This window comes from Photorhabdus sp. RM96S (assembly GCF_042879335.1).
In the GTDB taxonomy this organism is placed as follows: Bacteria; Pseudomonadota; Gammaproteobacteria; order Enterobacterales; family Enterobacteriaceae; genus Photorhabdus; species Photorhabdus kayaii.
In genome coordinates this window covers 119,338-141,725 of the sequence record NZ_JBHFKT010000004.1, presented here as the reverse complement: position 1 = coordinate 141,725, position 22,388 = coordinate 119,338, and the positions used below count along the sequence as shown (strand labels likewise).

Here is a 22,388-nt window from a genome sequence, read left to right as displayed (position 1 = left end):
AGGAAACTGCTGTGAAAATAAGAACGTTAAATAAAATCACGTTAAGTTTATTAGCGAGTTCCATGTTGTATAACACCCCAGTCTGGGCAGATAGCTGGCTGTTGGACGGTAACAATTACCATGCAACGGTTAGCGACGAACACGGTAAAGTGACGCAATTAAAATTTGAAAATCCAACAAACCACGATCAAATCATCATTGACAATCTGTTTGAAATCACGTTGAAATCGGGAGAAAAGCTCACGGCTAAAGATTTTCAGATTACTGACATTAGCAAAAAGCGCAATCGTATTGTTGTCTCCCTGAAACATGGCGACATTCAGGTAAAAAATATCATTACTGTGGAGGATAAAGATAAGTACGGCTCGTTTGAAATCACTATTACACCGCAGGAAAACCCGTTGGAGCTCAGCTCTGTCTCGTTGATGCCATTTCGCACTAAAACCCCTTTTGTTCACGGCTCTATCGTCAGTTCACCGATTGTCAGCGATAACTTCTTTATTGTTCCCGGTAATCCATTGATTACTACTGAGGCTTATAAAGGGAGCGCTTCGCAAAAAATTGCGCTCTCTATCCCGTTAGAGCCGGGGAAAACGTTAAGTTATAAGACGTATATTGGTGTTTATCAGGAAGGGCAATTGCGGCGCAACGTCAATGAGTTTTTGAACAATGCGCGTCCGCGAAAATATAGTCCTTACCTACATTACAACTCTTGGTACGATATTGGTTATTTCACGCCTTATACCGAACAAGAGGCGTTGACCCGTATCAAGCAGTTTGGGCAGGAGCTGGTGACTAAGCGCAGTGTGAAGTTGGGTGGTTATCTGTTTGATGATGGTTGGGATAATCTTAAAGGCGATTGGGGTTTTAGTCAGGCATTTCCCCATGAGTTCAAAAATCTCAAACAGGAAGCAGATCAATATCGTGCTCGTTTAGGTATTTGGCTTTCTCCTTGGGGCGGTTATGGTAAACCGGGTGAGCAGCGTGTTTCTCATGCGGAGGAGTTTGGTTATGAAGTGATAGATGGCAGATTTGCGCTCTCAGGCCCTAATTACTACGCCAATTTCCATAACCGGGTACTCAACCTGATTCAACAACAAAATGTATCCATGTTTAAGCTGGATGGCACCGGCAATGCTGATCGTGTGATTAAGGGGAGTTCATTCACCAGTGATTTTGATGCCGCTATCCATCTGATTGAAGATATGCGCAGTACAGGCAATGAGCTGTTTATCAACTTGACCACAGGCACCAAAGCCACGCCTTCTTGGCTATTTTTCGCCGACTCTATTTGGCGTGGCGGCTATGATGTGGAGTTTCACGGTACAGGTTCCAAAGTGCAGCAGTGGCTTACCTATCGTGATGCAGAAACTTATCGTAATGTCGTCAGAAAGGGGCCGCTGTTCCCACTGAATTCGTTGATGCTGCATGGCATTGTTTATGCTAAACAGGCTAAGCATCTGGATAAACAGTCACCTAAAGATTTTGCCGATCAGGTTTGGAGCTATTTTGGCAGCGGCACTCAGTTACAAGAGATGTATGTTACTCCTGAACTGTTGACCACCGAGGATTGGGATATGCTGGCAAACGCGGCGAAATGGTCAGAGAAAAATAAAGATGTGCTGTTTGATACCCATTGGATTGGTAAAGATCCTACCGATCTAGCGGTGTACGGTTGGGGAGCCTGGAGTCCGAAAAAGTCGATTATTACTTTGCGCAATCCTGCTGATGAAGTGAAACAATATTATCTGGATCTGCAAAGTGATCTTGAGTTACCGGATAATCAACCTTCGGTATATGACGTTAATATCGATTATGGCGAGAACAACTCGTTGCCGAAGTTTATTAATAAAACGGCGTTGATTACCCTTCAACCGTTAGAGACACTGACCTTTTCTTTGACCCCATCGAAATAATCACAGTGTTATTAAACTGCCCTGAATAAACGACTTTATTCGGGGCAGTGATTATTTTGGGAAATTATTGTGATGGTGTCTTATCAGAAAAAAATCAGCATATTGTCAATAAATTAACATTTCAGACATATTAGATTTTGGTTCTGCTAATAACTTTTTCTGCCGCTATGTGTGATAGAAAACCTGAACGACTCCCGTATTCTGGATGATTTGCGACGAATTGATCGATACGGCGGATTAGCAATGATGGAAGAGTTACGTTGATTTTCTCTGACTTTCCCATTAATCGTGTAATATCCACATCAATTAATGCCCATATTGCTCCTATATATTCAGGGTCGGCAAGGTGGTTTTCTACGCTTGTCGCTTCTGGTACTGATTCATTATCATCAATCAGCAATTCGATATGCGCTTCAATTGCTTCGCGGACGCTTTCTAGTGCGTCTGTAAAATTATCCCCTCCAGAAAAGCAACCCGGGATATCAGGGACACGGACGCCAAAGGATGAATGGCCTTTATCAATCGCAACTGGATATAACATTTACACCTCCGAGAAGTGGACTTAAAGTCCCGCCTGTTTCTTGATACTTTTCAATGTTGGTAAAGGTATATCCTTTTGTGGGTGTTTTACCGTTACCAATCCTTGCTTGGTTGGATGTTTGAATTGATGGTGACTACCTTTAAACCCTCACGAGATACCATCCTTCAGCTTCGATCATTGCTATCGCGTTTCTACTATCCATCCTCCGGTTCTCTTGTTTTGTCTTGATGGGGTTATAGTAACCCTACAATGTTATGCGTCAAGGCTAGCGGGTATTGACGTTGTTATTAGCTAATGGAATAGCTAAAAAGCCGACCAGCTCGGTTTTATGAGCTAGTATGAATCATAAGAAGATCTTGTCAGAATTGCCTGTAACTTAGTGGTGGAAGTAAGTCACAGTAATTGTTTTTTTAAGAATCCACTTAAAGGGAAAAATTAATGAAAGCGTTGATCATAATTGACATGCTGAATGATTTTGTCACAGGAGCGCTCGCCAATGAGGCGGATGCGATGAAGATCGTACCAGTAATTAAACGGCTGATTGATCATGCTCGGGGCCATCGTGATTGGCTGGTGGTTTATGCTAATGATGCTCATCGATCCGGTGATCGGGAAATGAGTATTTGGGGCAGGCATGCAATGGCTGGAACGCTAGGTGCTAATGTCATTGAAGCATTGGCTCCTGTTGGAGCAGATCGTGAAATTGTTTTGCCTAAGCGATTTTATGGGGCTTTCGATGGAACCGATCTGGAAGAGGTTTTGAAAGCATATGGTGTGACGGAAGTTGTGTTAACCGGCCAACATACCCATTGTTGTGTTAGGCATACGGCCTATGGCGCGTTTATACGCGGTTATCGAATCAAAGTCTTGTCAGATGCTGTGTGTGTGTTTCCCGGTGTCGATCAGGAAGATGCCCTTAATTATCTTAAAACCATTTATGGTGCTGAAATTATAATGAGTACCGCGTTAGGCATGTAAATTGGGATAATGTGTTAATACAGTTGGAAATTGATCTGGCAGATGCCGGTGAATATTGGCACCTGCCAGCTAAATATTAACTAAGCAGCGGGTAAATTACGGCCATAATAAATTTCTTGTATCTCTTTTTTCAAAAGATGGGTAATTTTCTGCTTTTCAGTTTCACTCAGTTGCTCTGGTGTGGCATTAAATAGATAATCATTCAGGTCAAATCTTTTTAGCATCATTTTTGTATGAAATAGATTTTCCTGATAAATATTAACATCCATCATGTAATACTGCGATTGCACTTCTTCAGTCATATAATTCTGAATAGAACTGATTTCATGATCGATATAGTGTTTCATGCCATTCACATCTCTGGTGAAACCACGGACGCGGTAATCCATTGTGACAATATCTGATTCTAATTTGTGGATCAGATAGTTCAGCGCTTTGAGAGGTGAAATAACACCGCAGGTTGATACTTCAATATCAGCTCTGAAAGTGCATATGCCGCCGCCCGGATGGCTCTCTGGATAAGTGTGAACACAGATATGGCTCTTATCCAAATGGGCAACGACAGAATCAGGTAACGGACCTGGGTTTTCCGTGTTGTCTACATCCTTCGGGTCCATCGGCTCTTCGCTGACGAGTATGGTAACGCTTGCCCCTTGTGGGTCATAGTCCTGGCGGGCGATATTTAAAATATTTGCACCAATGATCGAACAGGTTTCGCTGAGGATTTCCGTTAAACGGTTAGCGTTATATTGTTCGTCAATGTAAGCGATATAACTATCCCGATCAGCTTGGCTTTTGGCATAACAGATATCGTAAATACAAAAACTCAGGCTTTTTGTCAGGTTATTAAAACCGTGCAATTTCAGCTTGTGCAATTTATTTCACCTCCTGGCTAATGGGTGATTATGGGTTCTCAGATAGTGCATCCAGCAGATATTGTGGTAGAGCAAAGCTACCTACATGAACGGCTGGATTGTAGTAACGGCAGGTAAAACCTGCGTTGTCAAAGCGCGGTTGCAATGTTGCCAGATCCACATGGCGTAGTGCCGGGTTCTGGCTTGCCCAGGCAAAGGTCATCATTCCGCCATAATAGGTTGGAATGGCAGCTTGATAGAAGCCGCTGTCAGCAAAATAGTTGCTCAATTTTTTATGACTGGTGACTGCTTCGTCCTGTTGTAAGAAACAAACACCATTCTGAGCAACAAAGATGCCACCTTCATTCAGACAACGTTGGCAACCTTGATAGAATTCAGATGTAAATAATCCTTCACCGGGCCCGATCGGGTCCGTGCAGTCAGAGATAATGACATCGAATTTCTGATCGGTGGTATTAACGAAATTAACACCATCGTCAATGATCAGATTAAAGCGTGGATCATCATAAGCACCGGCATTATGGTTAGGCAGATACTGACGGCAGAATTCAACTACCCCAGCATCGATTTCAACCATAGTGATGCTTTCAAGGTATTGATGACGGCAGACCTCACGTAACATACCGCCATCACCGCCGCCGATAATCAGTACTCGTTTGGCGTTCCCGTGGGCGAACAAAGGAACATGAGACATCATTTCGTGGTAGATAAATTCATCACGTTCAGTTGTTTGTATTGTGCCATCCAGCGCCATAATGCGGCCTAATGCCGCGTTTTCAAAGATGATCAAATCCTGATGCTCAGTTTTATCGTGATAAAGCACTTTATCGACGGAAAAATACTGACCAAAGTTGGCGTGCAGGGTTTCGTACCAAATTTCTTTTTGTGACATATCCCGGCTTTTCCTCCACTGTGACAGTCATGAAAATTGGGTGCACATAATAGCCAACAATTCTCATAGTTGCACGGTGAAATTTACCCCTTTAGAGGGATGAGGAAAAGGACTATTTAACGTAGGCGAATAAACTCAGCGAATCTCTGGCGAGAGCATGGCACTTTATCGCATTGGACAGGTAAATTCCTTTGAGGTCTTGGTAGCTTTCTTCATTGAGCTTGTCCATCAATTGGCTGTTGTAATTAGTTAAATCCCACTTATTGCGTTGAGCAAAATAAATAATGGCTCGTTTAATTTCCCGGTCAGGAATTTGGCTGTAACCACAGTCATATTTCAGGTAGATAAACACTGCTGTCAGATCGGCCAGATCTTCAGCTTCATTTTCTGTCAGCGCTTTTGCGGGGTGGGAAAGACCGAAAAGAACGAGTATGTAAGTCAAGAGAGCTAATTTTCGCATTTGTATTATTATAATCATTCAGTGTCATATTACGTTAACATATTAATATCTTTGTTAGGGAAAATTTATTTTTTAAAATTACTGTAAAGATCGACTTAAATCACATTCCCTTCGCTTGACCTTCCTGTAAGGGTAGCCCTTATGTTTTCTTTATGAGATGTTTTTTGTTATACCCGTCATCTTTCAAGTTGCCTCTTTGTTGGCTGCACTCACTCACCCCGGTCACATAGTTCTCTATGCTCCCGGGGATTCGCTCCCTTGCCGTCGCGATGCATCTTGAAATCCATAGGGTATAGCGATTTTTTGGTTGATTTGACTAGGAGGTGAATATGCAACGACGTGATTTTATCAGATTAAGTGCCGTTATGGGCCTATCCAGTATGTTGCCTGTATGGAGTCGTTTCTCCTTTGCTGAATTTTATCCGGTATTACCTATTCCTCCACAACTAGAGCCAGATGCGGCAGGTAAAATTGCTATTGAAATCAAAGCGGGAAAATCCAGTTTTAAAGCAGGAGTGGTGACTAAAACTTGGGGTTATAACGGTGATTTACTCGGTCCGGCACTGAAATTGACGTCAGGTAAACCTGTCACTATTGATATTCGTAATCATCTACCAGAAGAGACCACTGTTCATTGGCATGGCTTGGAAATTACTGGGGAAGCCGATGGTGGCCCGCATGCGATGATTGCGCCAGGCGGGAGCCGGACGGTCAGTTTTACGCCTGAACAACCGGAAGCGACTTGTTGGTTCCATCCGCATACGCATGGCAAGACGGGTTATCAGGTTGCAATGGGGCTTGGTGGATTAGTATTGATTGAAGATGAGAACAGCATCAATACGGGTTTACCAAACCGATGGGGTGTGGATGATATTCCTGTGATATTGCAGGATAAGCGCTTGAATAACGAGGGGCAGATTGATTATCAGTTGGATGTAATGAGTGCTGCTGTTGGTTGGTTTGGCGATATGATGCTGACCAACGGTATTGTTTTACCCCAACATACTGCACCACGCGGCTGGTTACGTTTGCGTTTGCTAAATGGCTGTAATGCTCGCAGCCTCAATATTGCGACCAGTGATGGCCGTCAATTGTATGTTGTTGCCAGTGATGGTGGTTTGTTAGCAGAACCGGTTGCGGTTAATGAGTTACCGATTCTGGCGGGAGAACGTTTTGAGGTAGTGATAGATGCTTCGGATGGCAAATCTTTCGATCTGGTGACGTTACCTGTGGTTCAGATAGGAATGACATTACCGCCATTTGATCAACCGTTGCCGGTTTTACGTATTCAACCTCAGCTTTTTTCTAGCCGCACAATACTGTCGGAGCAGCTTGCCACGCTTCCTGCATTACCCTCTTTTACCGGTTTGAATCGGCGTCGTTTACATCTGGCGATGGATAGTCGTCTGGATATGCAGGGAATGATGATGTTGTCTCAGCGCTACGGTGAGCGGGCTATGGCGGGTATGGGAATGCATCATGAGAATATGAACCACGGAGATATGCATCATGGTAGTGAATTAAATTTCCATCATGCGAATACCATTAATGGACAGGCTTTTTCCATAACAGAACCCGCTTTTGATGTGAAACAGGGGCAATATGAGCGTTGGGTGATTTCGGGCGTTGGCGATATGATGCTGCATCCGTTCCATATCCACGGTGCCCGTTTTCGTATTTTGAGTGAAAATGGCCGCAAGCCTGCTGCTCATCGTAGTGGTTGGAAAGACATTGTTCATGTGGAAGGTAAGGAGAGCGAAGTGCTGGTCCAGTTCAAGCATACTGCGGGAGCGAAACACCCATTTATGGCGCATTGTCATCTACTAGAACATGAAGATACCGGTATGATGCTAGGTTTTACTGTTAGTAAATAATTTTGTTAACAGATTGACTCTGGTTTGGCTTATCAGAGTCGGCCTCACTGTGCCTTATAGTCCGTAGTTATGTAGTCTTTTCAATGAATTATTGTTATAGGATGTACATTATAGAACAAAGGTTATACGCAATTGCTTCTACTATGAACTGGTGTTGATAGATGCTTAATCAGCAGTAAATGGACACAACAAAGTATTGTCAGTGATTACCGCAGGTATTAGACTATGATACAGTTGTTTGTTACTCAGTGAAGGAGCGGTGAAATGTCTAGTTTTTTCAAGAATATGGGATATGCTCTTGTTTCTCCGGAAAGGGTGATGGCACGCCTCGTTGGCGCACATAAAGAAACTTGTTCTGATGCTGATCAGAAAGATGAAAAGTTCATCATTAATCGTTCTGGAACGGTTACTCTGAATCGTTGTAATCCTGATGTTCAGCGGGCTTTCGCTTTAAACGTTGAGTGGTTGAGTACTAAAAAAGAGGGATAACTATCAATGTGGGCAGCTGTGGTTATTGTTAAGTTTTACCGTGTTGATCAGTATCAGTGCATCCTATAACGCAGAGAAAGATTTTAGAAATCCTGAAAAGCGCAATGGTATTTTTAAAGAAATTGCATCTAATAGTGCTATTGAAAGCCTTCTTTTGGAATCAATTGAAAGTGGCCTGTTGCTGTTAATTACTTTAAAGTCGAGAAAAGTTTATGTTGGAATGGTTGATGAAGCGAGATTTCATCATTTGGATACCGATACTATCGTTATCATTCCTTTTATGAGTGGTTACAGAGATAAAGATACGCTGACATTTTGTGCCGAGCATAATTATGCTGATCATTACAGGAATGAAGGTATTACACTAACTTCAAAGCCTTTGAGTGTGTATCAGTTTCGTCATGTTCTTCCGCTTGAGCAGATAGAGTCTCTATCGCTTTTTAATCCTGAAACCTATGATAAGTTCCAGGAAGTTATTAAAGATATACCCTATGGATTTCAAGATGGATCGCGACGGCAAGGGAGCGAATCCCCGGGAGCATAGAGAACTATGTGACCGGGGTGAGTGAGTGCAGCCAACAAAGAGGCAACTTGAAAGATGACGGGTATAAATCTAATTGAGGTAAAACGTCTCAAATAGGTTTTGTAGTTCATCAGTCCGAAGAAATTTAACAAGATAGACTTGGTAGTCTCTTTTTTTAATGTTGTTCAATACATGGCAGATAGAATATAGAAACTTTGCGTTTTCTATGAGTAAAGAATAGCAGTAACAACTGGCGCTACCTGGAGTATTTCAGTTTGTCATGAGTTATTGAATGGTGGAGGCATCATGACTGAAAAATGTTTGTACTGCTCCTTTTGTGGGAAAAAGCAAGATGAAGTAGCTAAATTAATTGCTGGTCCAAGCGTTTACATCTGCAATGAATGTGTTGCTTTGAGTCAGGGAATCATTGATGAAGAAACTAAGCTTTACAGAGTTGCCGCTAATGTTTTGTTACAACCTAATCCCAAATTAAAGATGTTGCCATAGACATAGTGATCATCAGAAACCATCTTTAATCTTTGTTTGAGATACCCCATATTTTCGAAGAACTTTTGATAATTACCATTCGATTATACCCTATGGATTTCAAGATGGATCGCGACGGCAAGGGAGCGAATCCCCGGGAGCATAGATAACGATGTGACTGGGGTGAGAGAGTGCAGCCAACAAAGAGGCAACTTGAAAGATAATGAGTATATAGATTGGTTTCTCTTCTGGATACTATAAACATCCTTATTCTTATGCCGTACTTACCTTGAGATATCCTAAGGGAAAGGAATTGTGCAACAATATTGTTAGGCTGTGTCCCGCAATAGATTGAGATAGAATAATCCCCTGGCTCTGACTTTCGGAAAAAACCTGTTATGGCTCGTTACGACCTTCCTGATGAAGCATGGGAGTTACTGCTCCCCTTATTGCCCCCTGAACATTCTCAACGGCCGGGACATCCTTATGTTGAACACCGCCGGGTTATCAACGGCATGTTTTGGGTACTCTGTTCCGGTGCCCCCTGGCGGGATTTACCCGAACGTTATGGTTCCTGGAAAACCGTCTATAACCGCTTTAATCGGTGGTCAAAATCGGGGATCATTAATCTCATTTTCAATAAGTTATTGTCAATACTGGATGAACAAGATTTGGTTGATTGGTCAGCCATATCACTGGATGGCAGTAACATTCGTGCGGCACATTGTGCGGCTGGCGCCCCAAAAAACATCCTGATGTCACCGCAGACCATGGCCTGGGTCGCTCTCAGGGTGGTTATGGTTCCAAAATCCATCTGGCTGTCGATGGAAAAGGCCATCCACTGAATGTGGTACTCAGTGCAGGTCAATGTCACGAAAGTCAATATGCAGTACGCCTGCTGGATGGTCTGGGTATTCAGCGTAAAAATGGTTTTATGAAACGTCGTTCAAAAGCGGTGATTGCTGATAAAGGTTACTCCAGCCACATATTACGTAACCGGTTAAAAAGTCAGGGAATAAAAGTGATAATTCCCTATAAATCAAACGAAAAAGCGCGGTCAGATGGACGGGTTAAATTCGACCATAAAACGTATCGAAGAAGAAATGTTGTAGAAAGATGTTTTGGTCGACTCAAAGAGCATCGTCGCATCGCCACCCGTTATGAAAAGACAGCAAGAAATTATATCGCTATGGTGAAATTAGGTTGTATCCGCTTATTTCTTAAGGTCATTATTTAATTGAGGGACACAACCTAGTGTTGCACCTGAGTTTAGATAGTCATATAACTTAGAGTATATATATCTATACCGTTTGGTGCCTAAATCATTATAGGATTCAATATATTCTGCTTTATCAATAATACCATTGTACATTAATTTAATACCTTCAAATGAAGGCAGGTTGGAACGATTAAATATATTTTCTATTTCACTATGTTTTATAAAATCATCATCATATATTTGTTTAAAAACACACGGTTTCTTTTCGAAGAAATTTTCTAGGAAGTCTTTTTTATCAATGGGAAAATTAATTGGATTCATATTTAATGTTAATGATTGTTGATTATGGCTCTATAAGTGAGTAATAAGTTATCTTATTAAGAGGTTATTAAAATAAAAGGTTTTTGTTTACGTAGCCTCTTTTTTTTGGTTGATGGGTGTATAATTACACCCATTTTTATCTAAAAATATCACGGTTTATTAGTGGCAATAGTTAGATCCACTTGAATTACAATAATTGGTCCCAGCACCATTGCTATTGCCTCCAGAATCAATTCTACCTCCTATCTCTCCTCCGATGTAGCGGCCAGCTGCAGCTCCTCCGGCAGCTCCAGCACCACCACCTGCAAATCGACCAACAACAACACCAATTACTGCACCAGCTGCAGTACCTGGGCCCGGTGCTATTACAGAGCCTATTGCTGCACCAGCTGCGGCTCCAGCATATCCTCCAGCTACACTACCAGCTACTCTTCCAGCAGCTCCCCCTGCGGCTGCTCCTGCTATTTCACCAGCGGTTTCTCCTGCTCCTGCACCTGCAACTAAATCAAACTCTTGAATGGTAAGCTCACGCATAATAAATTTACCTTCATTCAGGTTTACTAAAAATAATAACAATCAAATATATATAAGAACTTATGATTGTATTCAAAAATAATTTTAACGAAAAATCATAATGGATATGATTTAATATATACAAAAAAGGAATCGATACTAATATCAGTAAAATAGTTATAATAGATAGAGTAAATATCTTATAAAAAAATTTGGTTTTTTATCATGTGAGTATTCTTTTTTGAACCTTTTTTTCAATAAAGAAAATTCATTGGATATTTTATTTGCAGTGCTGAACATGATAATCAATAAAATTATTGACATACTGTAATCTATATACTCAAGAATAGGGGTGTCTAATCTAAGTATAAATACCGAGACAATATAAACTATAAAAAAATTAAAAAATAAAGCCTCTTTTTTAAAGGTTTTTTTAGATAATTTTGATATTTCTTTGGCTCTGTACAATAAGGTGTTTTTATGGTTTTTTATTTTCATAAATTCTTATTTATTATTTTTATAGGGTTTTTGATTTGTCTTGATTATATTTTTTTGTTTTTTTTATGTCAATGTCTTTTTTTTAAATAAATAAAATAACCAAATGTGGTAATTATCCTAACATCTTGAAAATATAGGGATGAATTAAATTTTAAAAGAAAATATTAAACCTCTAATCTTTTCAAGAGAAACTATAATTAAAGTTATCATGATAATGCGCTAAATCTATTGGATGATATAAATAAAAACTTATTGATATATTTATTTAGTCATTACTTTCTCTTATTGTCAGTAAAAGCATTCGTTAGTCTAAATCTGTTTAATTACCATCACAGATGGTCATCAATGTTTCCGTAGGTCTGAGAGGAAGCGCTTAAACGACTAGAAAAACTTCTGTAGCCTGAAAGTGAAAGCAAGAATTGCGGTACATCTGCACACCTTTGGAAGCATATATTGCTAGTATGAACAATCCTAGCTAGTTTGGTGATGACGGTCTTTTTAGCTAATAGAGTACCAACGGTACTTCGGCGTGTGAGGTTATGGTTTTCATTGCCTTTCGTAGCTGGATTTAAGGTGGGGAAGATCCACTTTACTTTTATCTGATTTCAAGTGGGCATGAAACATGCGCTCGCTTACTTTTCACATTAGCGTTAGGTGATAGCCTTTCGCACAATGGGATTGAGCTACGTCTCGATCTCATTTCACTTCAATGAGCAGGATTGCTTTTGCGCATCTCGCTCATGCCTAGCTATGTTTGCTTAAAATATTTAGCGGGCGGCTTCTCTACACCTAAATAATTAGCTCATTGCTACCGTTTGATCCTTAACGTTGCGGCGTTTTGCTGTGCTTGTTGGTATTTCAACGTTTGCACCACTTTTGCTGACTGTTTGCGGACTTGACGCTGCAGCAAAAGGGCAGTACGACGATTACAGGCTCATGCCTGCTAGCAGCGCAGTGAATCTGACACGGCATTTTATAGATTGAAAGAGTAATGGTGGTTCAGGCGGGGGAGGCTTCGGCCTTGCCGGAAGGTAGCTACCGGTACTGTGAACCCTGTCTGAATCACCATCATCAATTTTCTCAATTAATGGAAGGGGTAGCAGGAATGAATAATGTTAGAAATGACTGGCATCAAGCCGATATTATTGCTGCACTACGTAAGCGTGGTCCAACCTTAGCTGCGGTATCCCGTGAAGCGGGACTGAGTTCTTCCACATTAGCCAACACGCTGTCACGTCCTTGGCCTAAAGGCGAATGGATTATCGCTAATTATCTCAACATTCATTTATCTGAAATCTGGCCTAGTCGTTATTTTGATATGGACAGTAATCTTATTGAGAGCAAAGTTCGCGAGAAATCAGCAGAATAATTATTCTAATACCGTAAAATATCAGGGAAATAGTCACCTCACTTCATCTCATTACCTACTGTGTTGTTTGATTGATGAGGTAGAATAATTGGTTATCCATCACCGTAATCTTTAATACCTTTCGACGAAATGCGTCGCAACTTTCTATCACGAGGCCAGAACGTTTAGTGTACTTATCTACTCACTGGCAACGAGTCATATATCCTTCTTTTACTGTAGGCGGTGAATTCTGATATGCTTTGCAAAATATTTTGTTCTCATGTTTTTGTGTGTGCGTCTTTGTGTGGTGAACGGTATATCAATCGGTGTATCACTTTTTGTAAAAAGACACATGATTTTATTTTAGTTATCGTTTAAAAATATATAGTTATGAGTAAACCAAAACATATTGTAGAAGTTATGATCTCCGAACTGGAGGTTAAACAGCGTATTGCTGAACTGGGAAAACAGATTACTGAACATTATCGTGACAGTGGTAGTGATTTGGTGTTGGTCGGGTTGCTGAGAGGTTCATTTATTTTTATAGCTGATTTATGCCGTGAAATTCAGATCCCTCATCAAGTCGACTTTATGACGGCTTCCAGTTACGGTAGCGGTATGAATTCCACTCGTGATGTGAAAATCCTAAAAGATCTGGACGAGGATATTCGTGGTAAGCATGTGCTGATTGTGGAAGATATTATTGATTCAGGTAATACCCTGAATAAAGTACGTGAAATTTTGGCGCTGCGTGAGCCAAAATCACTGGCAATTTGTACCTTGCTGGATAAACCTTCCCGCCGTGAAGTTGGTGTTCCGGTGGAGTGGATTGGTTACTCAATTGAGGATAAATTTGTGGTGGGTTATGGTATCGATTATGCGCAACTTTACCGTCATCTGCCTTATATCGGCCATGTAATTTTGCTGGAAGAGTAGTTTTTATCATATTTTGGAAACGGCAACTTTTGGGTTGCCGTTTTGGCCTTAAGCGGGCTTCAACAATGTTCCCTTGTTGAAATATTACCACTGCATTTTATTAGCGAAAGCCGATGTAAGCCTCTATGCCTAATGGGAGTTCTCTCCCCCCCATAAATGTGATGACAATGGCGTTACATTTGTGTATTATTTAGACCATATATAGCATAAGGGGATTTGAAATGAACGTAATAAGTGAGAATCGTAAAAATAAGACACTCAACTTGAGGATTAGGCAAGAGGATCGGGATTTAATAGATAGAGCAGCAAAAGTGAAGGGAAAAACCGTTACTGAATATGTCCTTGATACAATCAAACGTGATGCTGAAAACACGTTATTGGAACATTCATTTATGATTGTATCTCCAGAAATTTTTAATGCTTTTATTGCTAAACTTGATGCTCCGGCTGTTCCAAATGAGCGTCTTATCAAAACGGCAAATATGAAAAAACCGTGGTGATAAAATGATTAATGATCCAACCTTGTTAACAGATGATCACAATTTAAATAGTTTTACTTCAGGAATTGATACCCTAGACAACTGGTTAACAGACAGAGCATTAAAAAATCAAAAAGAGAATGCTTCACGAACCTATGTTGTAAGCGAAGACAGAGATGTTATTGCTTATTATTCGTTAGCGACCGGCTCAATTATGTCAGAAGAGGCGATAAGCAAGTTTAAGCGTAATATGCCAAATCCTATTCCGACGATTATTTTGGGTCGCTTAGCTGTTGATAAGCGTTATCAAGGAAGAGGGTTTGGTCGCTATTTAGTTAGAGATGCTTCCATACGTGTCGCTCAAGCGGCAGATTTGGTGGGTGTTAGGGGGTTGATTGTCCATGCTATCTCGGAGAATGCTAAGGCATTTTATAAGTCTGTGGGTTTTAGTGATTCGCTTTTAAATCCAATGACGTTAATGATCACGCTAAAGGATTTAAAAACGGTTTTTAAAATAACAGATTAATACTATTTATACCCAATGGATTTCAAGATGGATCGCGACGGCAAGGGAGCGAATCCCCGGGAGCATAGATAACGATGTGACCGGGGTGAGTGAGTGCAGCCAACAAAGAGGAAACTTGAAAGATAACGGGTATATTTAAATGAAGGTAATTGAGATGATTAGTGCAAGATTTGACTCAGAAAAGGCTATAGAGGCTATTCTGTACGTTGCCTCTATAGCGCCAATTTCTGACGTTTATCATGTGGGTAAAATTCTGTATTTTGCTGACCGGCTGCATTTGGAGCGTTATGGTCGGTTAATTACGGGTGATAACTATCTTGCAATGAAAGATGGCCCTGTTGCAGTGAATGCCTATGATATTATAAAAGTAGCCAGGGGAGACGGGCGCTTTATTCCAAATAAGTGTGATGTTGATGTCATTCGGTCATTGTTGTCAGTAGAGGGACGTCATGGAAATCATCAAATACGTGCTTTGCGTGATTTCGATGAAGATGTATTTAGTGATTCGGATATTGATTGCATAAATGAAGCAATCGAAAAATATGGGAATCTCTCGTTTAAAGAAATACGTGATATCAGCCACGATAGTGTTTGGATGACGGCTAACCAGAATAGAGAGATTCCATTGGATGTGATAGCTGCCAGTTGTAAGGATGGTGACAAGTTAGTTGCTTATCTGATTTCTACTGAGTAGCTGATGACTAATTTTGGTGACAGATTTTCCGCATCTTTTAGGGCGGATTTTTTTATCTTCACTGACCTTTTACAACGCCGCCAAAGTTAAAATATCTGTTGGTTTGCTGCTGTGAGCTATTATTACTGAATAATAGTTTTGGTGTATGATCTATAGATTGGTTTCCCATGAATATCCTTATCTTATGCCATACTTGCCTTGAGATATCCTAAGGGAAAGGAACTGTTCAATAATATTGCTAGAAGAATGGCGTATTAATTGGCATATCAACTGGTTATAATCTTTTATTGATTTTTATATATTTATTCATTAAAAACAATTGGTTAACTTTATAATGAAACACACTGTAGAAGTTATGATCTCCGAACAGGAGGTTAAACAACGTATTGCTGAACTGGGAAAACAGATTACTGAACACTATTGTGACAGTGGTAGTGGGCTGGTATTGGTCGGGTTGCTGAGAGGTTCATTTATTTTTATGGCTGATTTATGCCGTGAAATTCAGATCCCTCATCAAGTCGACTTTATGACGGCTTCCAGTTACGGTAGCGGTATGAATTCCACTCGTGATGTGAAAATCCTGAAAGATCTGGACGAGGATATTCGTGGTAAGCATGTACTGATTGTGGAAGATATTATTGATTCAGGTAATACCCTGAATAAAGTGCGTGAAATTTTGGCGTTGCGTGAGCCAAAATCACTGGCAATCTGTACCTTGCTGGATAAACCTTCCCGCCGTGAAGTTGATGTTCCGGTTGAGTGGATTGGTTACTCAATTGAGGATAAATTTGTGGTGGGTTATGGTATCGATTATGCGCAACTTTACCGTCATCTACCTTATATCGGCCATGTGGTTTTGCTAGAAGAGTAGTTTTCTCGTATTTGAAAACGGCAACTTTCGGTTGCCGTTTTTGCTTTGTGATTCAGGTATGATATATAGAGCTGCGCTCCTATCTACATTTTGGCACGGTGCTTAATATGGCTTACAGTCGTGGAACCATACTTAGCAGCAGAATTTATTCCAATATGCTGGACACTACGGCTAAAATTTCATTAACTACAGACGTCGGGGCCTCTTCAATTTTTCTTGCTTGTCTTACATTTAGATCGATGGAACGAATGCCATTCGCTAATAGAACTCCTTGAGTCTGTGTTCCAGTGCCCATCAATGTCACGGCAAAACCCGCAAACCTGGCATAATTTCCTCCTTGTGTTATAGGAATAATAATTGTTAAACCTAATTTGTTAAAATTGTATGGACTTATTACTAAGCATGGCCTTTTGTCACCTTGCAGTTCTTGACCCGCGACTGGGTTTAAGCACGCCTCAACAATATCCCCTCGTTGAAATGTTGCCATTACACTTCATTCCCTACAGGTTTACTGGTATCCCATTCTTTTAAGATTTCAGGCATTGGTGCTTCTGAGTCACATAGAGCTAGTAGATCGGCTAATTTGTACTTGGGACGATGGTTTACTGCGGAGATTACGATTTTCCCTTGTTCTTCGACAATTGATAATTGGTCACCTTCTTTCAGGTGGAGGGATTTCAATAGTTGAGCTGGAATAATAGTACCAACAGAGTTTCCAATTTTTCTGACATGAGTAAGCATAGAACTTTCCTCGCAAGTAACGGTTATCACATTGTTAACACTTTAGAGTGGTTCTGCCTAAGTGTCAACATTGTTATTACAGGTAATGAGATTTGATCGCTCATAAAAATCTTCTTTTTATTACCGTATTCGTACATTCGTAAAATAAAGAAATTAAAATAGATAGTTGATATTCAAATAGGTAGCGATTTAATAAAATAAAAATTTGCATAAACTTTCGTTTAATTACGCTATATACCCTAGGATTTCAAGATGCATCGTGACGGCAAGGGAGCAAATCCCCGGGAGCGTAGCGAACTATATGACTGGGGTGAATAGGTGCAGCCAGCAAAGAGGCAACTTGAAAGATAACGGGTATATTGCATTTTTATTAGCGAAAGCCGATGTAAGCCTCTATGCCTAATGGGAATTCTCTCCTCTAGAAATGTGATGATAATGGCGTTACGTTTGTGTATTATTTAGCTCACCTATAGCATAAGGAGATTTGAAATGAACGTAATAAGTGAGAATCGTAAAAATAAGACACTCAACTTGAGGATTAGGCAAGAGGATCGGGATTTAATAGATAGAGCGGCAAAAGTGAAGGGAAAAACCGTTACTGAATATGTCCTTGATACAATCAAACGTGATGCTGAAAATACTTTATTGGAACACTCCTTTATGGTTGTATATCCAGAAATTTTTAATGTTTTTATTGCTAAACTTGATGCTCCGGCTGCTCCAAATGAGCGTCTTATCAAAACGGAAAATATGAAAAAACCGTGGTGATAGAATGATTAATGATCCAACCTTGTTAACAGATGATCACAATTTAAATAGTTTTACTTCAGGAATTGACACCCTGGACAACTGGTTAACAGACAGAGCATTAAAAAATCAAAAAGAGAATGCTTCGCGAACCTATGTTGTAAACTTTCCACTCTAGTTTAGATAATATCTCTGGAGAAAAATATTATCATGAGTTTAAAGGGTAAAATATAATTTTTAAGTCTGAGAAAAAATTAAAATATATTTTTAATATAATCTATAATCTATAATCTATAATCTATAATCTATAATCTATAATCTATAATCTATAATCTATAATCTATAATCTATAATCTATAATCTATAATCTATAATCTATAATCTATAAATTGAAAATCTTCGTTTAATTACACTATAGAAAAAGTTAAATATAACCTTTTCTACAGCGTATTTTATGAATGATCTAAAAAATCACTTCTTATGCGTCAGTTTGGATATTGTCTGGCGATAGGCAAGCTCCAGTTTTTCACGGCTGTCAGCCGTGACTTCCAGATCTTGCAATTGACCATTATGGATACCGTAAACCCAACCGTGGATCATCACTTTTTGGCCTCGTTTCCATGCTGCTTGCATAATGGTTGAGTGACCAAGGTTATATACTTGCTCAACAACGTTAATTTCGCACAGACGGTTCAGACGCTCATTAGGGGGTAATTCACCTAGCATAGAACTGTGTTTATACCAAAGATCACGAATATGTAGCAGCCAGTTGTTAATCAATCCCAGTTCGGTGCCATCAATTGCAGCTTCGATACCACCACAACCGTAGTGTCCGCAGATAATGATATGTTCAACTTCCAGTACATCTACTGCATATTGAATAACTGAAAGACAATTTAAGTCAGTATGAATAACCAGGTTTGCAACGTTTCTGTGAACAAATAAGTCACCGGGGGCGGCATCAATTAGTTTTTCTGCTGGTACCCGGCTGTCTGAACAACCAATCCATAAGAAATGAGGTTTTTGTGATTTTGCTAATTCTTTGAAAAAAATTGGATTTTCTTCGTTAACCGATTCTGACCACTGCTTGTTATTGGCAAGCAGCTCTTCTATTTTTTTCATCATGATTCATAGCCTGGTAGTGTTTCTTTAAGATAGAATCATATACAACATCAATTGAAATTTTAATATTTTATTGCTGTTTGTTTTTAATCTTTCTACTGTTTTTGTAAAGCAAGTCAGGCAGAAAAACAGCATTATGTTTCCACATTACACGCAAAAGCGACCAGATAATAAAGGTGTTTTGTAATTTATGACTTATGCATTGGAGTTAACGCAGCTTACTAAGACTTACACTGATGGTGTTAAGGCACTGCGTGGGATAGATCTGAATGTGGAAGTTGGAGACTTCTACGCATTATTAGGTCCGAATGGTGCAGGGAAATCCACCACAATCGGCATTATTAGCTCTCTGGTAAACAAAAGCAGCGGTAAGGTTAAGGTGTTTGGCTATGATATTGATACTGATATTGTCAATGCTAAACGCCAGTTAGGTCTTGTTCCGCAGGAATTTAACTTTAACCCGTTTGAGACGGTGTTGCAGATTGTTCTCAATCAGGCCGGTTACTATGGTGTACCGCGAAAAGTAGCGCAAGCCAGAGCGAAAACTTATCTGTTGCAGTTAGATCTGTGGGAAAAACGCAACCAACGGGCGATTCGTCTGTCTGGTGGGATGAAACGACGCTTGATGATTGTACGAGCGTTGATGCATCAGCCTAAGTTATTGATCCTTGATGAACCGACTGCTGGTGTTGATATTGAACTTCGTCGCTCTATGTGGAATTTTTTGCAAGAGCTGAATGCCCAAGGAACGACAATTATTCTAACGACTCACTATCTGGAAGAAGCAGAAATGCTGTGCCGTAATATTGGCATTATTCAGCATGGTGAATTGGTGGAAAACACCAGTATGAAAAATTTACTCAGTCGGGTGGAGTCTGAAACATTCTTCTTCGATCTGGCGACACAAAACCCAATTCTTGAACTAGTAGGATATGATTATCGACTGCTGGATGCCTCTACTTTGGAAGTGGATGTTCAGCGTGGTCAGGGAATAAATAGCGTATTTACCCAATTAAGTGCTCAGGGTATTCATATTTTAAGTATGCGTAATAAAGCGAACCGTCTGGAAGAGTTATTTGTCAGCTTGGTGAACAATAAGTAAGGAGATAGTAAATGATTCAGTTGTACTGGGTGGCGCTAAAAACTATCTGGATTAAAGAAATTACCCGTTTTGGTCGTATCTGGGTACAGACTTTATTACCACCGGTTATTACCATGTCGCTCTATTTTATTATCTTCGGTAGCTTGATTGGTTCGCGTATTGGGGAAATGGGCGGTGTCGATTATATGCAGTTTATTGTCCCTGGCCTTATTATGATGTCGGTGATTACTAACTCTTATGCCAATGTTTCTTCCTCCTTCTTTGGTGCGAAATTCCAGCGCAGTATTGAGGAATTATTAGTAGCGCCGGTTCCGACACACATAGTTATTGTGGGGTTTGTTGGTGGTGGTGTTGCCCGTGGTGTCTGCGTCGGTATTCTGGTGACATTGGTTTCTCTATTTTTTGTGCCGCTTCATATTCATGCGTGGTGGATGATTGTTGTCACGTTGTTGATGACCTCCATTTTGTTCTCACTAGGGGGGTTGCTGAATTCGATTTTTGCTAAAACGTTTGATGATATCAGCATTATTCCGACTTTCGTATTAACGCCACTGACTTATCTTGGTGGGGTGTTTTATTCATTGACATTATTACCCCCATTTTGGCAAGCGGTTTCCAAGTTGAATCCGATCGTTTATATGATTAGTGGTTTCCGTTATGGTTTCCTGGGGATTACTGATGTTTCTTTGATAATTACGTTGAGTGTTTTGACTGCATTTATTGTGGCTTTTTATCTTGTTGCCTGGTATTTAATTGAAACAGGGCGGGGATTGAGGACTTAATTGTAGATTTTTTTGTTATTAAGTGGTGATGAATGGGTAGGGGGAATTCATTTGCGATGTCTTCACAACCTACCCATTATTGGGCGCTTAAATTAATATTTACGCTACCTGAACTGGCACGGCTTTAGTTATACGGCTCATAATATTATCACTGTCGAAGTAAGCGATATTAGGCTTATGATGACGGGCATCTTCGTTAGGGATTTGTACATATGAGCAAATAATTAGCTTATCACCTACCGCAGCACGGCGTGCTGCTGCTCCGTTAACTGAAATTATTCTAGAACCACGTTCAGCGGCGATAGCATAAGTGGAAAAACGCTCGCCGTTATCCACGTTATAGATATCAATAGCTTCATATTCCAGAATACCAGCTGCATCCATGAAATTCTGATCAATTGCACAAGAACCTTCATAATGCAAATCTGCCTGAGTGACTTTCACCCGGTGCAATTTCCCCTGTAGCATCGTACGCAACATGGTTTTTCTCCTGATTCGATGACAACTTAGAACCTTTTTGCATCAATAACGCCTGATACAACGGCGATTATTGCGTTAAATCTACTTGCTGATTATCGATCAAACGGGTTTGCCCTAACCAGGCAGCTATTAGAATAACGGCTTTTTTACTTTCGGTATTTAACGGCGCCAATGTTTCGGCGTCACGGATAAACAACTCATCAGGTACAAAACCCATTTCGTGTAGTTGTACGGAAGCTTGAATGAGCAATTGTTCTGTGTGGCATTCACCCTGTGCCATTTTTTCAGCGATAGATCGCATGATCTTGCTGAGTTCTGGGGCGATTCGACGTTCATCGGCTGTTAAATTGTTATTACGCGAACTGAGAGCCAGGCCATTTTTGTCGCGCACAGTAGGTACTGAAACCAGCGTAATGTCATAAGCCAGGTCGGCGATCATTTTGCGAATAAGTTGTAATTGTTGAAAATCTTTTTCGCCAAAGTAGGTTAAATCTGGTTGCACTAGATTGAATAGTTTGCTCACCACGGTTGAAACACCACGGAAATGACCGGGACGACTGGCCCCTTCCAGCATGGTAGAAAGCCCAGGAACTTCAACATAAGTCTGATGTTCCATACCATCAGGGTATATTTCCTTATCAGCAGGAGCAAATACCAGATCGACACCGTGTTGATGAAGTTTTTCGCAATCTTCCTGTAAAGTGCGGGGATATCTTGCCAGATCATCCTGACGATTAAACTGCATCGGGTTGACGAAAATAGAGACGATCACAATATCTGCTTGCCCTTTGGCTGTATCGACTAACGTCATATGGCCGTCGTGCAAGTTACCCATTGTTGGCACCAGTGCAATGCGTTTTCCTTCCTGACGCCAGCGGCGGATTTCACGGCGTAGAATCGGTACAGTTTCGACAATCAGCATTGCTTAATACTCCTTAGAATGTATACAGCCTTCGGGCTAACAAGGGTAATTTA

26 protein-coding genes and 2 pseudogenes are annotated in these 22,388 nt (G+C 40.4%); 16 read left to right on the top strand and 12 right to left on the bottom strand.

Annotated features, from left to right (window positions below; all coding sequences use genetic code 11):
* The first annotated feature begins 11 nt into the window (after positions 1-11).
* The gene (locus ACGF49_RS03880) at positions 12-1,916 is read left to right on the top strand and encodes an enterotoxin (protein ID WP_113042710.1); all 1,905 of its coding nucleotides are present in this window, start codon (positions 12-14) and stop codon (positions 1,914-1,916) included.
* 130 nt (positions 1,917-2,046) lie between these two features.
* On the opposite strand, the gene ACGF49_RS03875 is transcribed toward ACGF49_RS03880, so the two are convergent.
* A complete protein-coding gene (locus ACGF49_RS03875; protein ID WP_113042712.1) occupies positions 2,047-2,457 on the bottom strand; it encodes a type II toxin-antitoxin system HicB family antitoxin in 411 nt (136 codons plus the stop codon).
* A gap of 21 nt (positions 2,458-2,478) precedes the next feature.
* Positions 2,479-2,659 (bottom strand): annotated as a pseudogene (locus ACGF49_RS03870) (type II toxin-antitoxin system HicA family toxin).
* 236 nt (positions 2,660-2,895) lie between these two features.
* On the opposite strand from ACGF49_RS03870, the gene ACGF49_RS03865 reads away from it, so the two are divergent.
* On the top strand, positions 2,896-3,435 hold the full coding sequence (locus ACGF49_RS03865; protein WP_113042713.1) for a cysteine hydrolase family protein: 540 nt from the start codon (positions 2,896-2,898) through the stop codon (positions 3,433-3,435).
* A gap of 80 nt (positions 3,436-3,515) precedes the next feature.
* Here ACGF49_RS03865 and speD read toward each other — a convergent pair whose 3' ends face one another.
* The 3 genes from speD to ACGF49_RS03850 form a co-directional block, all read right to left on the bottom strand.
* Entirely contained in the window at positions 3,516-4,310 is a 795-nt protein-coding gene (gene speD, locus ACGF49_RS03860) for an adenosylmethionine decarboxylase (protein ID WP_113042715.1), read from the bottom strand.
* Positions 4,311-4,338: 28 nt separating this feature from the next.
* A complete protein-coding gene (gene speE / locus ACGF49_RS03855) occupies positions 4,339-5,202 on the bottom strand; it encodes a polyamine aminopropyltransferase (RefSeq protein WP_113042716.1) in 864 nt (287 codons plus the stop codon).
* Positions 5,203-5,314: 112 nt separating this feature from the next.
* Entirely contained in the window at positions 5,315-5,662 is a 348-nt protein-coding gene (locus tag ACGF49_RS03850; RefSeq protein WP_011145216.1) for a YacC family pilotin-like protein, read from the bottom strand.
* 329 nt (positions 5,663-5,991) lie between these two features.
* Here ACGF49_RS03850 and cueO point away from each other — a divergent pair, with 329 nt between their 5' ends.
* From cueO to ACGF49_RS03825, 5 genes and pseudogenes are all read left to right on the top strand, one after another.
* On the top strand, positions 5,992-7,536 hold the full coding sequence (gene cueO, locus ACGF49_RS03845; RefSeq protein ID WP_228900605.1) for a multicopper oxidase CueO: 1,545 nt from the start codon (positions 5,992-5,994) through the stop codon (positions 7,534-7,536).
* 264 nt (positions 7,537-7,800) lie between these two features.
* The gene (locus ACGF49_RS03840) at positions 7,801-8,025 is read left to right on the top strand and encodes a hypothetical protein (protein WP_011145218.1); all 225 of its coding nucleotides are present in this window, start codon (positions 7,801-7,803) and stop codon (positions 8,023-8,025) included.
* Between the two features lie 40 nt (positions 8,026-8,065).
* Positions 8,066-8,569: a hypothetical protein gene (locus tag ACGF49_RS03835; RefSeq protein WP_387489722.1), complete on the top strand. Its 504-nt coding sequence runs from the start codon at positions 8,066-8,068 to the stop codon at positions 8,567-8,569.
* Between the two features lie 285 nt (positions 8,570-8,854).
* Positions 8,855-8,992: pseudogene (locus tag ACGF49_RS03830) on the top strand (ClpX C4-type zinc finger protein); the annotation flags it as partial.
* Between the two features lie 440 nt (positions 8,993-9,432).
* Positions 9,433-10,271, top strand: a protein-coding gene (locus tag ACGF49_RS03825) for an IS5 family transposase (protein WP_262977748.1) whose coding sequence is annotated in 2 segments (ribosomal slippage) — positions 9,433-9,775 and positions 9,775-10,271 — 840 coding nt in all. Because the reading frame shifts where the segments join, the coding sequence is not laid out codon by codon here.
* Here ACGF49_RS03825 and ACGF49_RS03820 read toward each other — a convergent pair.
* Together ACGF49_RS03820 and ACGF49_RS03815 are read right to left on the bottom strand one after the other, a co-directional pair.
* Positions 10,248-10,574: a cupin domain-containing protein gene (locus tag ACGF49_RS03820; protein ID WP_113042309.1), complete on the bottom strand. Its 327-nt coding sequence runs from the start codon at positions 10,572-10,574 to the stop codon at positions 10,248-10,250. The two genes, ACGF49_RS03825 and ACGF49_RS03820, sit on opposite strands and share 24 nt — an antisense overlap.
* A gap of 159 nt (positions 10,575-10,733) precedes the next feature.
* On the bottom strand, positions 10,734-11,108 hold the full coding sequence (locus tag ACGF49_RS03815; RefSeq protein WP_011145225.1) for a hypothetical protein: 375 nt from the start codon (positions 11,106-11,108) through the stop codon (positions 10,734-10,736).
* A 1,582-nt stretch (positions 11,109-12,690) separates the two neighbouring features.
* Here ACGF49_RS03815 and ACGF49_RS03810 point away from each other — a divergent pair.
* The 6 genes from ACGF49_RS03810 (at position 12,691) to hpt (ACGF49_RS03785) (ending at position 16,439) form a co-directional block, all read left to right on the top strand.
* The gene (locus ACGF49_RS03810; protein WP_058588659.1) at positions 12,691-12,954 is read left to right on the top strand and encodes a helix-turn-helix transcriptional regulator; all 264 of its coding nucleotides are present in this window, start codon (positions 12,691-12,693) and stop codon (positions 12,952-12,954) included.
* Between the two features lie 369 nt (positions 12,955-13,323).
* Positions 13,324-13,869: a hypoxanthine phosphoribosyltransferase gene (gene hpt, locus ACGF49_RS03805; protein ID WP_113042305.1), complete on the top strand. Its 546-nt coding sequence runs from the start codon at positions 13,324-13,326 to the stop codon at positions 13,867-13,869.
* A 221-nt stretch (positions 13,870-14,090) separates the two neighbouring features.
* Complete coding sequence (locus tag ACGF49_RS03800) at positions 14,091-14,369, top strand: DUF1778 domain-containing protein (RefSeq protein WP_011145229.1); 279 nt, start codon at positions 14,091-14,093, stop codon at positions 14,367-14,369.
* A 4-nt stretch (positions 14,370-14,373) separates the two neighbouring features.
* Positions 14,374-14,874: a GNAT family N-acetyltransferase gene (locus tag ACGF49_RS03795; protein ID WP_011145230.1), complete on the top strand. Its 501-nt coding sequence runs from the start codon at positions 14,374-14,376 to the stop codon at positions 14,872-14,874.
* Positions 14,875-15,028: 154 nt separating this feature from the next.
* On the top strand, positions 15,029-15,568 hold the full coding sequence (locus tag ACGF49_RS03790; protein WP_229015775.1) for a Panacea domain-containing protein: 540 nt from the start codon (positions 15,029-15,031) through the stop codon (positions 15,566-15,568).
* Positions 15,569-15,902: 334 nt separating this feature from the next.
* Positions 15,903-16,439, top strand: coding sequence for a hypoxanthine phosphoribosyltransferase (gene hpt / locus ACGF49_RS03785; protein ID WP_011145232.1), 537 nt, complete (start codon positions 15,903-15,905; stop codon positions 16,437-16,439).
* A gap of 145 nt (positions 16,440-16,584) precedes the next feature.
* Here the strand turns inward: hpt (ACGF49_RS03785) and ACGF49_RS03780 are convergent, their stop codons facing one another.
* A complete protein-coding gene (locus ACGF49_RS03780; RefSeq protein ID WP_036782608.1) occupies positions 16,585-16,926 on the bottom strand; it encodes a type II toxin-antitoxin system ChpB family toxin in 342 nt (113 codons plus the stop codon).
* Positions 16,926-17,180 carry an AbrB/MazE/SpoVT family DNA-binding domain-containing protein gene (locus ACGF49_RS03775; RefSeq protein ID WP_036782605.1) on the bottom strand — a complete coding sequence of 85 codons (255 nt, stop codon included), beginning with the start codon at positions 17,178-17,180 and terminating at the stop codon, positions 16,926-16,928. The genes ACGF49_RS03780 and ACGF49_RS03775 overlap by 1 nt, the downstream gene beginning before the upstream one ends.
* A gap of 489 nt (positions 17,181-17,669) precedes the next feature.
* Here ACGF49_RS03775 and ACGF49_RS03770 point away from each other — a divergent pair, with 489 nt between their 5' ends.
* Positions 17,670-17,948 carry a DUF1778 domain-containing protein gene (locus ACGF49_RS03770; protein WP_113042301.1) on the top strand — a complete coding sequence of 93 codons (279 nt, stop codon included), beginning with the start codon at positions 17,670-17,672 and terminating at the stop codon, positions 17,946-17,948.
* A gap of 450 nt (positions 17,949-18,398) precedes the next feature.
* Here the strand turns inward: ACGF49_RS03770 and can are convergent, their stop codons facing one another.
* A complete protein-coding gene (can, locus tag ACGF49_RS03765) occupies positions 18,399-19,052 on the bottom strand; it encodes a carbonate dehydratase (protein ID WP_011145235.1) in 654 nt (217 codons plus the stop codon).
* Between the two features lie 187 nt (positions 19,053-19,239).
* On the opposite strand from can, the gene ACGF49_RS03760 reads away from it, so the two are divergent.
* Both ACGF49_RS03760 and ACGF49_RS03755 read left to right on the top strand, forming a co-directional pair.
* Positions 19,240-20,151 (top strand): ABC transporter ATP-binding protein, encoded by a 912-nt coding sequence (locus ACGF49_RS03760; protein ID WP_011145236.1) that lies wholly within the window; start codon positions 19,240-19,242, stop codon positions 20,149-20,151.
* Positions 20,152-20,162: 11 nt separating this feature from the next.
* On the top strand, positions 20,163-20,933 hold the full coding sequence (locus ACGF49_RS03755) for an ABC transporter permease (protein ID WP_011145237.1): 771 nt from the start codon (positions 20,163-20,165) through the stop codon (positions 20,931-20,933).
* A 99-nt stretch (positions 20,934-21,032) separates the two neighbouring features.
* Here ACGF49_RS03755 and panD read toward each other — a convergent pair whose 3' ends face one another.
* Together panD and panC are read right to left on the bottom strand one after the other, a co-directional pair.
* Entirely contained in the window at positions 21,033-21,413 is a 381-nt protein-coding gene (gene panD / locus ACGF49_RS03750) for an aspartate 1-decarboxylase (protein WP_262977747.1), read from the bottom strand.
* A gap of 67 nt (positions 21,414-21,480) precedes the next feature.
* Positions 21,481-22,335, bottom strand: a complete 855-nt coding sequence (gene panC / locus ACGF49_RS03745; protein ID WP_113042299.1) for a pantoate--beta-alanine ligase — start codon at positions 22,333-22,335, stop codon at positions 21,481-21,483.
* Positions 22,336-22,388: the final 53 nt, after the last annotated feature.

What these genes read in the sequence shown, in the direction of transcription:
- ACGF49_RS03875 (WP_113042712.1), bottom strand. Translation starts at nt 2,457, where the DNA reads ATGTTATATCCAGTTGCGATTGATAAAGGCCATTCATCCTTTGGCGTC.
- ACGF49_RS03865 (WP_113042713.1), top strand. Translation starts at nt 2,896, where the DNA reads ATGAAAGCGTTGATCATAATTGACATGCTGAATGATTTTGTCACAGGA.
- speE (WP_113042716.1), bottom strand. Translation starts at nt 5,202, where the DNA reads ATGTCACAAAAAGAAATTTGGTACGAAACCCTGCACGCCAACTTTGGT.
- ACGF49_RS03850 (WP_011145216.1), bottom strand. Translation starts at nt 5,662, where the DNA reads ATGCGAAAATTAGCTCTCTTGACTTACATACTCGTTCTTTTCGGTCTT.
- cueO (WP_228900605.1), top strand. Translation starts at nt 5,992, where the DNA reads ATGCAACGACGTGATTTTATCAGATTAAGTGCCGTTATGGGCCTATCC.
- ACGF49_RS03840 (WP_011145218.1), top strand. Translation starts at nt 7,801, where the DNA reads ATGTCTAGTTTTTTCAAGAATATGGGATATGCTCTTGTTTCTCCGGAA.
- ACGF49_RS03820 (WP_113042309.1), bottom strand. Translation starts at nt 10,574, where the DNA reads ATGAATCCAATTAATTTTCCCATTGATAAAAAAGACTTCCTAGAAAAT.
- ACGF49_RS03815 (WP_011145225.1), bottom strand. Translation starts at nt 11,108, where the DNA reads ATGCGTGAGCTTACCATTCAAGAGTTTGATTTAGTTGCAGGTGCAGGA.
- ACGF49_RS03810 (WP_058588659.1), top strand. Translation starts at nt 12,691, where the DNA reads ATGAATAATGTTAGAAATGACTGGCATCAAGCCGATATTATTGCTGCA.
- hpt (WP_113042305.1), top strand. Translation starts at nt 13,324, where the DNA reads ATGAGTAAACCAAAACATATTGTAGAAGTTATGATCTCCGAACTGGAG.
- ACGF49_RS03800 (WP_011145229.1), top strand. Translation starts at nt 14,091, where the DNA reads ATGAACGTAATAAGTGAGAATCGTAAAAATAAGACACTCAACTTGAGG.
- ACGF49_RS03795 (WP_011145230.1), top strand. Translation starts at nt 14,374, where the DNA reads ATGATTAATGATCCAACCTTGTTAACAGATGATCACAATTTAAATAGT.
- ACGF49_RS03790 (WP_229015775.1), top strand. Translation starts at nt 15,029, where the DNA reads ATGATTAGTGCAAGATTTGACTCAGAAAAGGCTATAGAGGCTATTCTG.
- hpt (WP_011145232.1), top strand. Translation starts at nt 15,903, where the DNA reads ATGAAACACACTGTAGAAGTTATGATCTCCGAACAGGAGGTTAAACAA.
- ACGF49_RS03780 (WP_036782608.1), bottom strand. Translation starts at nt 16,926, where the DNA reads ATGGCAACATTTCAACGAGGGGATATTGTTGAGGCGTGCTTAAACCCA.
- ACGF49_RS03775 (WP_036782605.1), bottom strand. Translation starts at nt 17,180, where the DNA reads ATGCTTACTCATGTCAGAAAAATTGGAAACTCTGTTGGTACTATTATT.
- ACGF49_RS03770 (WP_113042301.1), top strand. Translation starts at nt 17,670, where the DNA reads ATGAACGTAATAAGTGAGAATCGTAAAAATAAGACACTCAACTTGAGG.
- can (WP_011145235.1), bottom strand. Translation starts at nt 19,052, where the DNA reads ATGATGAAAAAAATAGAAGAGCTGCTTGCCAATAACAAGCAGTGGTCA.
- ACGF49_RS03760 (WP_011145236.1), top strand. Translation starts at nt 19,240, where the DNA reads ATGACTTATGCATTGGAGTTAACGCAGCTTACTAAGACTTACACTGAT.
- ACGF49_RS03755 (WP_011145237.1), top strand. Translation starts at nt 20,163, where the DNA reads ATGATTCAGTTGTACTGGGTGGCGCTAAAAACTATCTGGATTAAAGAA.
- panD (WP_262977747.1), bottom strand. Translation starts at nt 21,413, where the DNA reads ATGTTGCGTACGATGCTACAGGGGAAATTGCACCGGGTGAAAGTCACT.
- panC (WP_113042299.1), bottom strand. Translation starts at nt 22,335, where the DNA reads ATGCTGATTGTCGAAACTGTACCGATTCTACGCCGTGAAATCCGCCGC.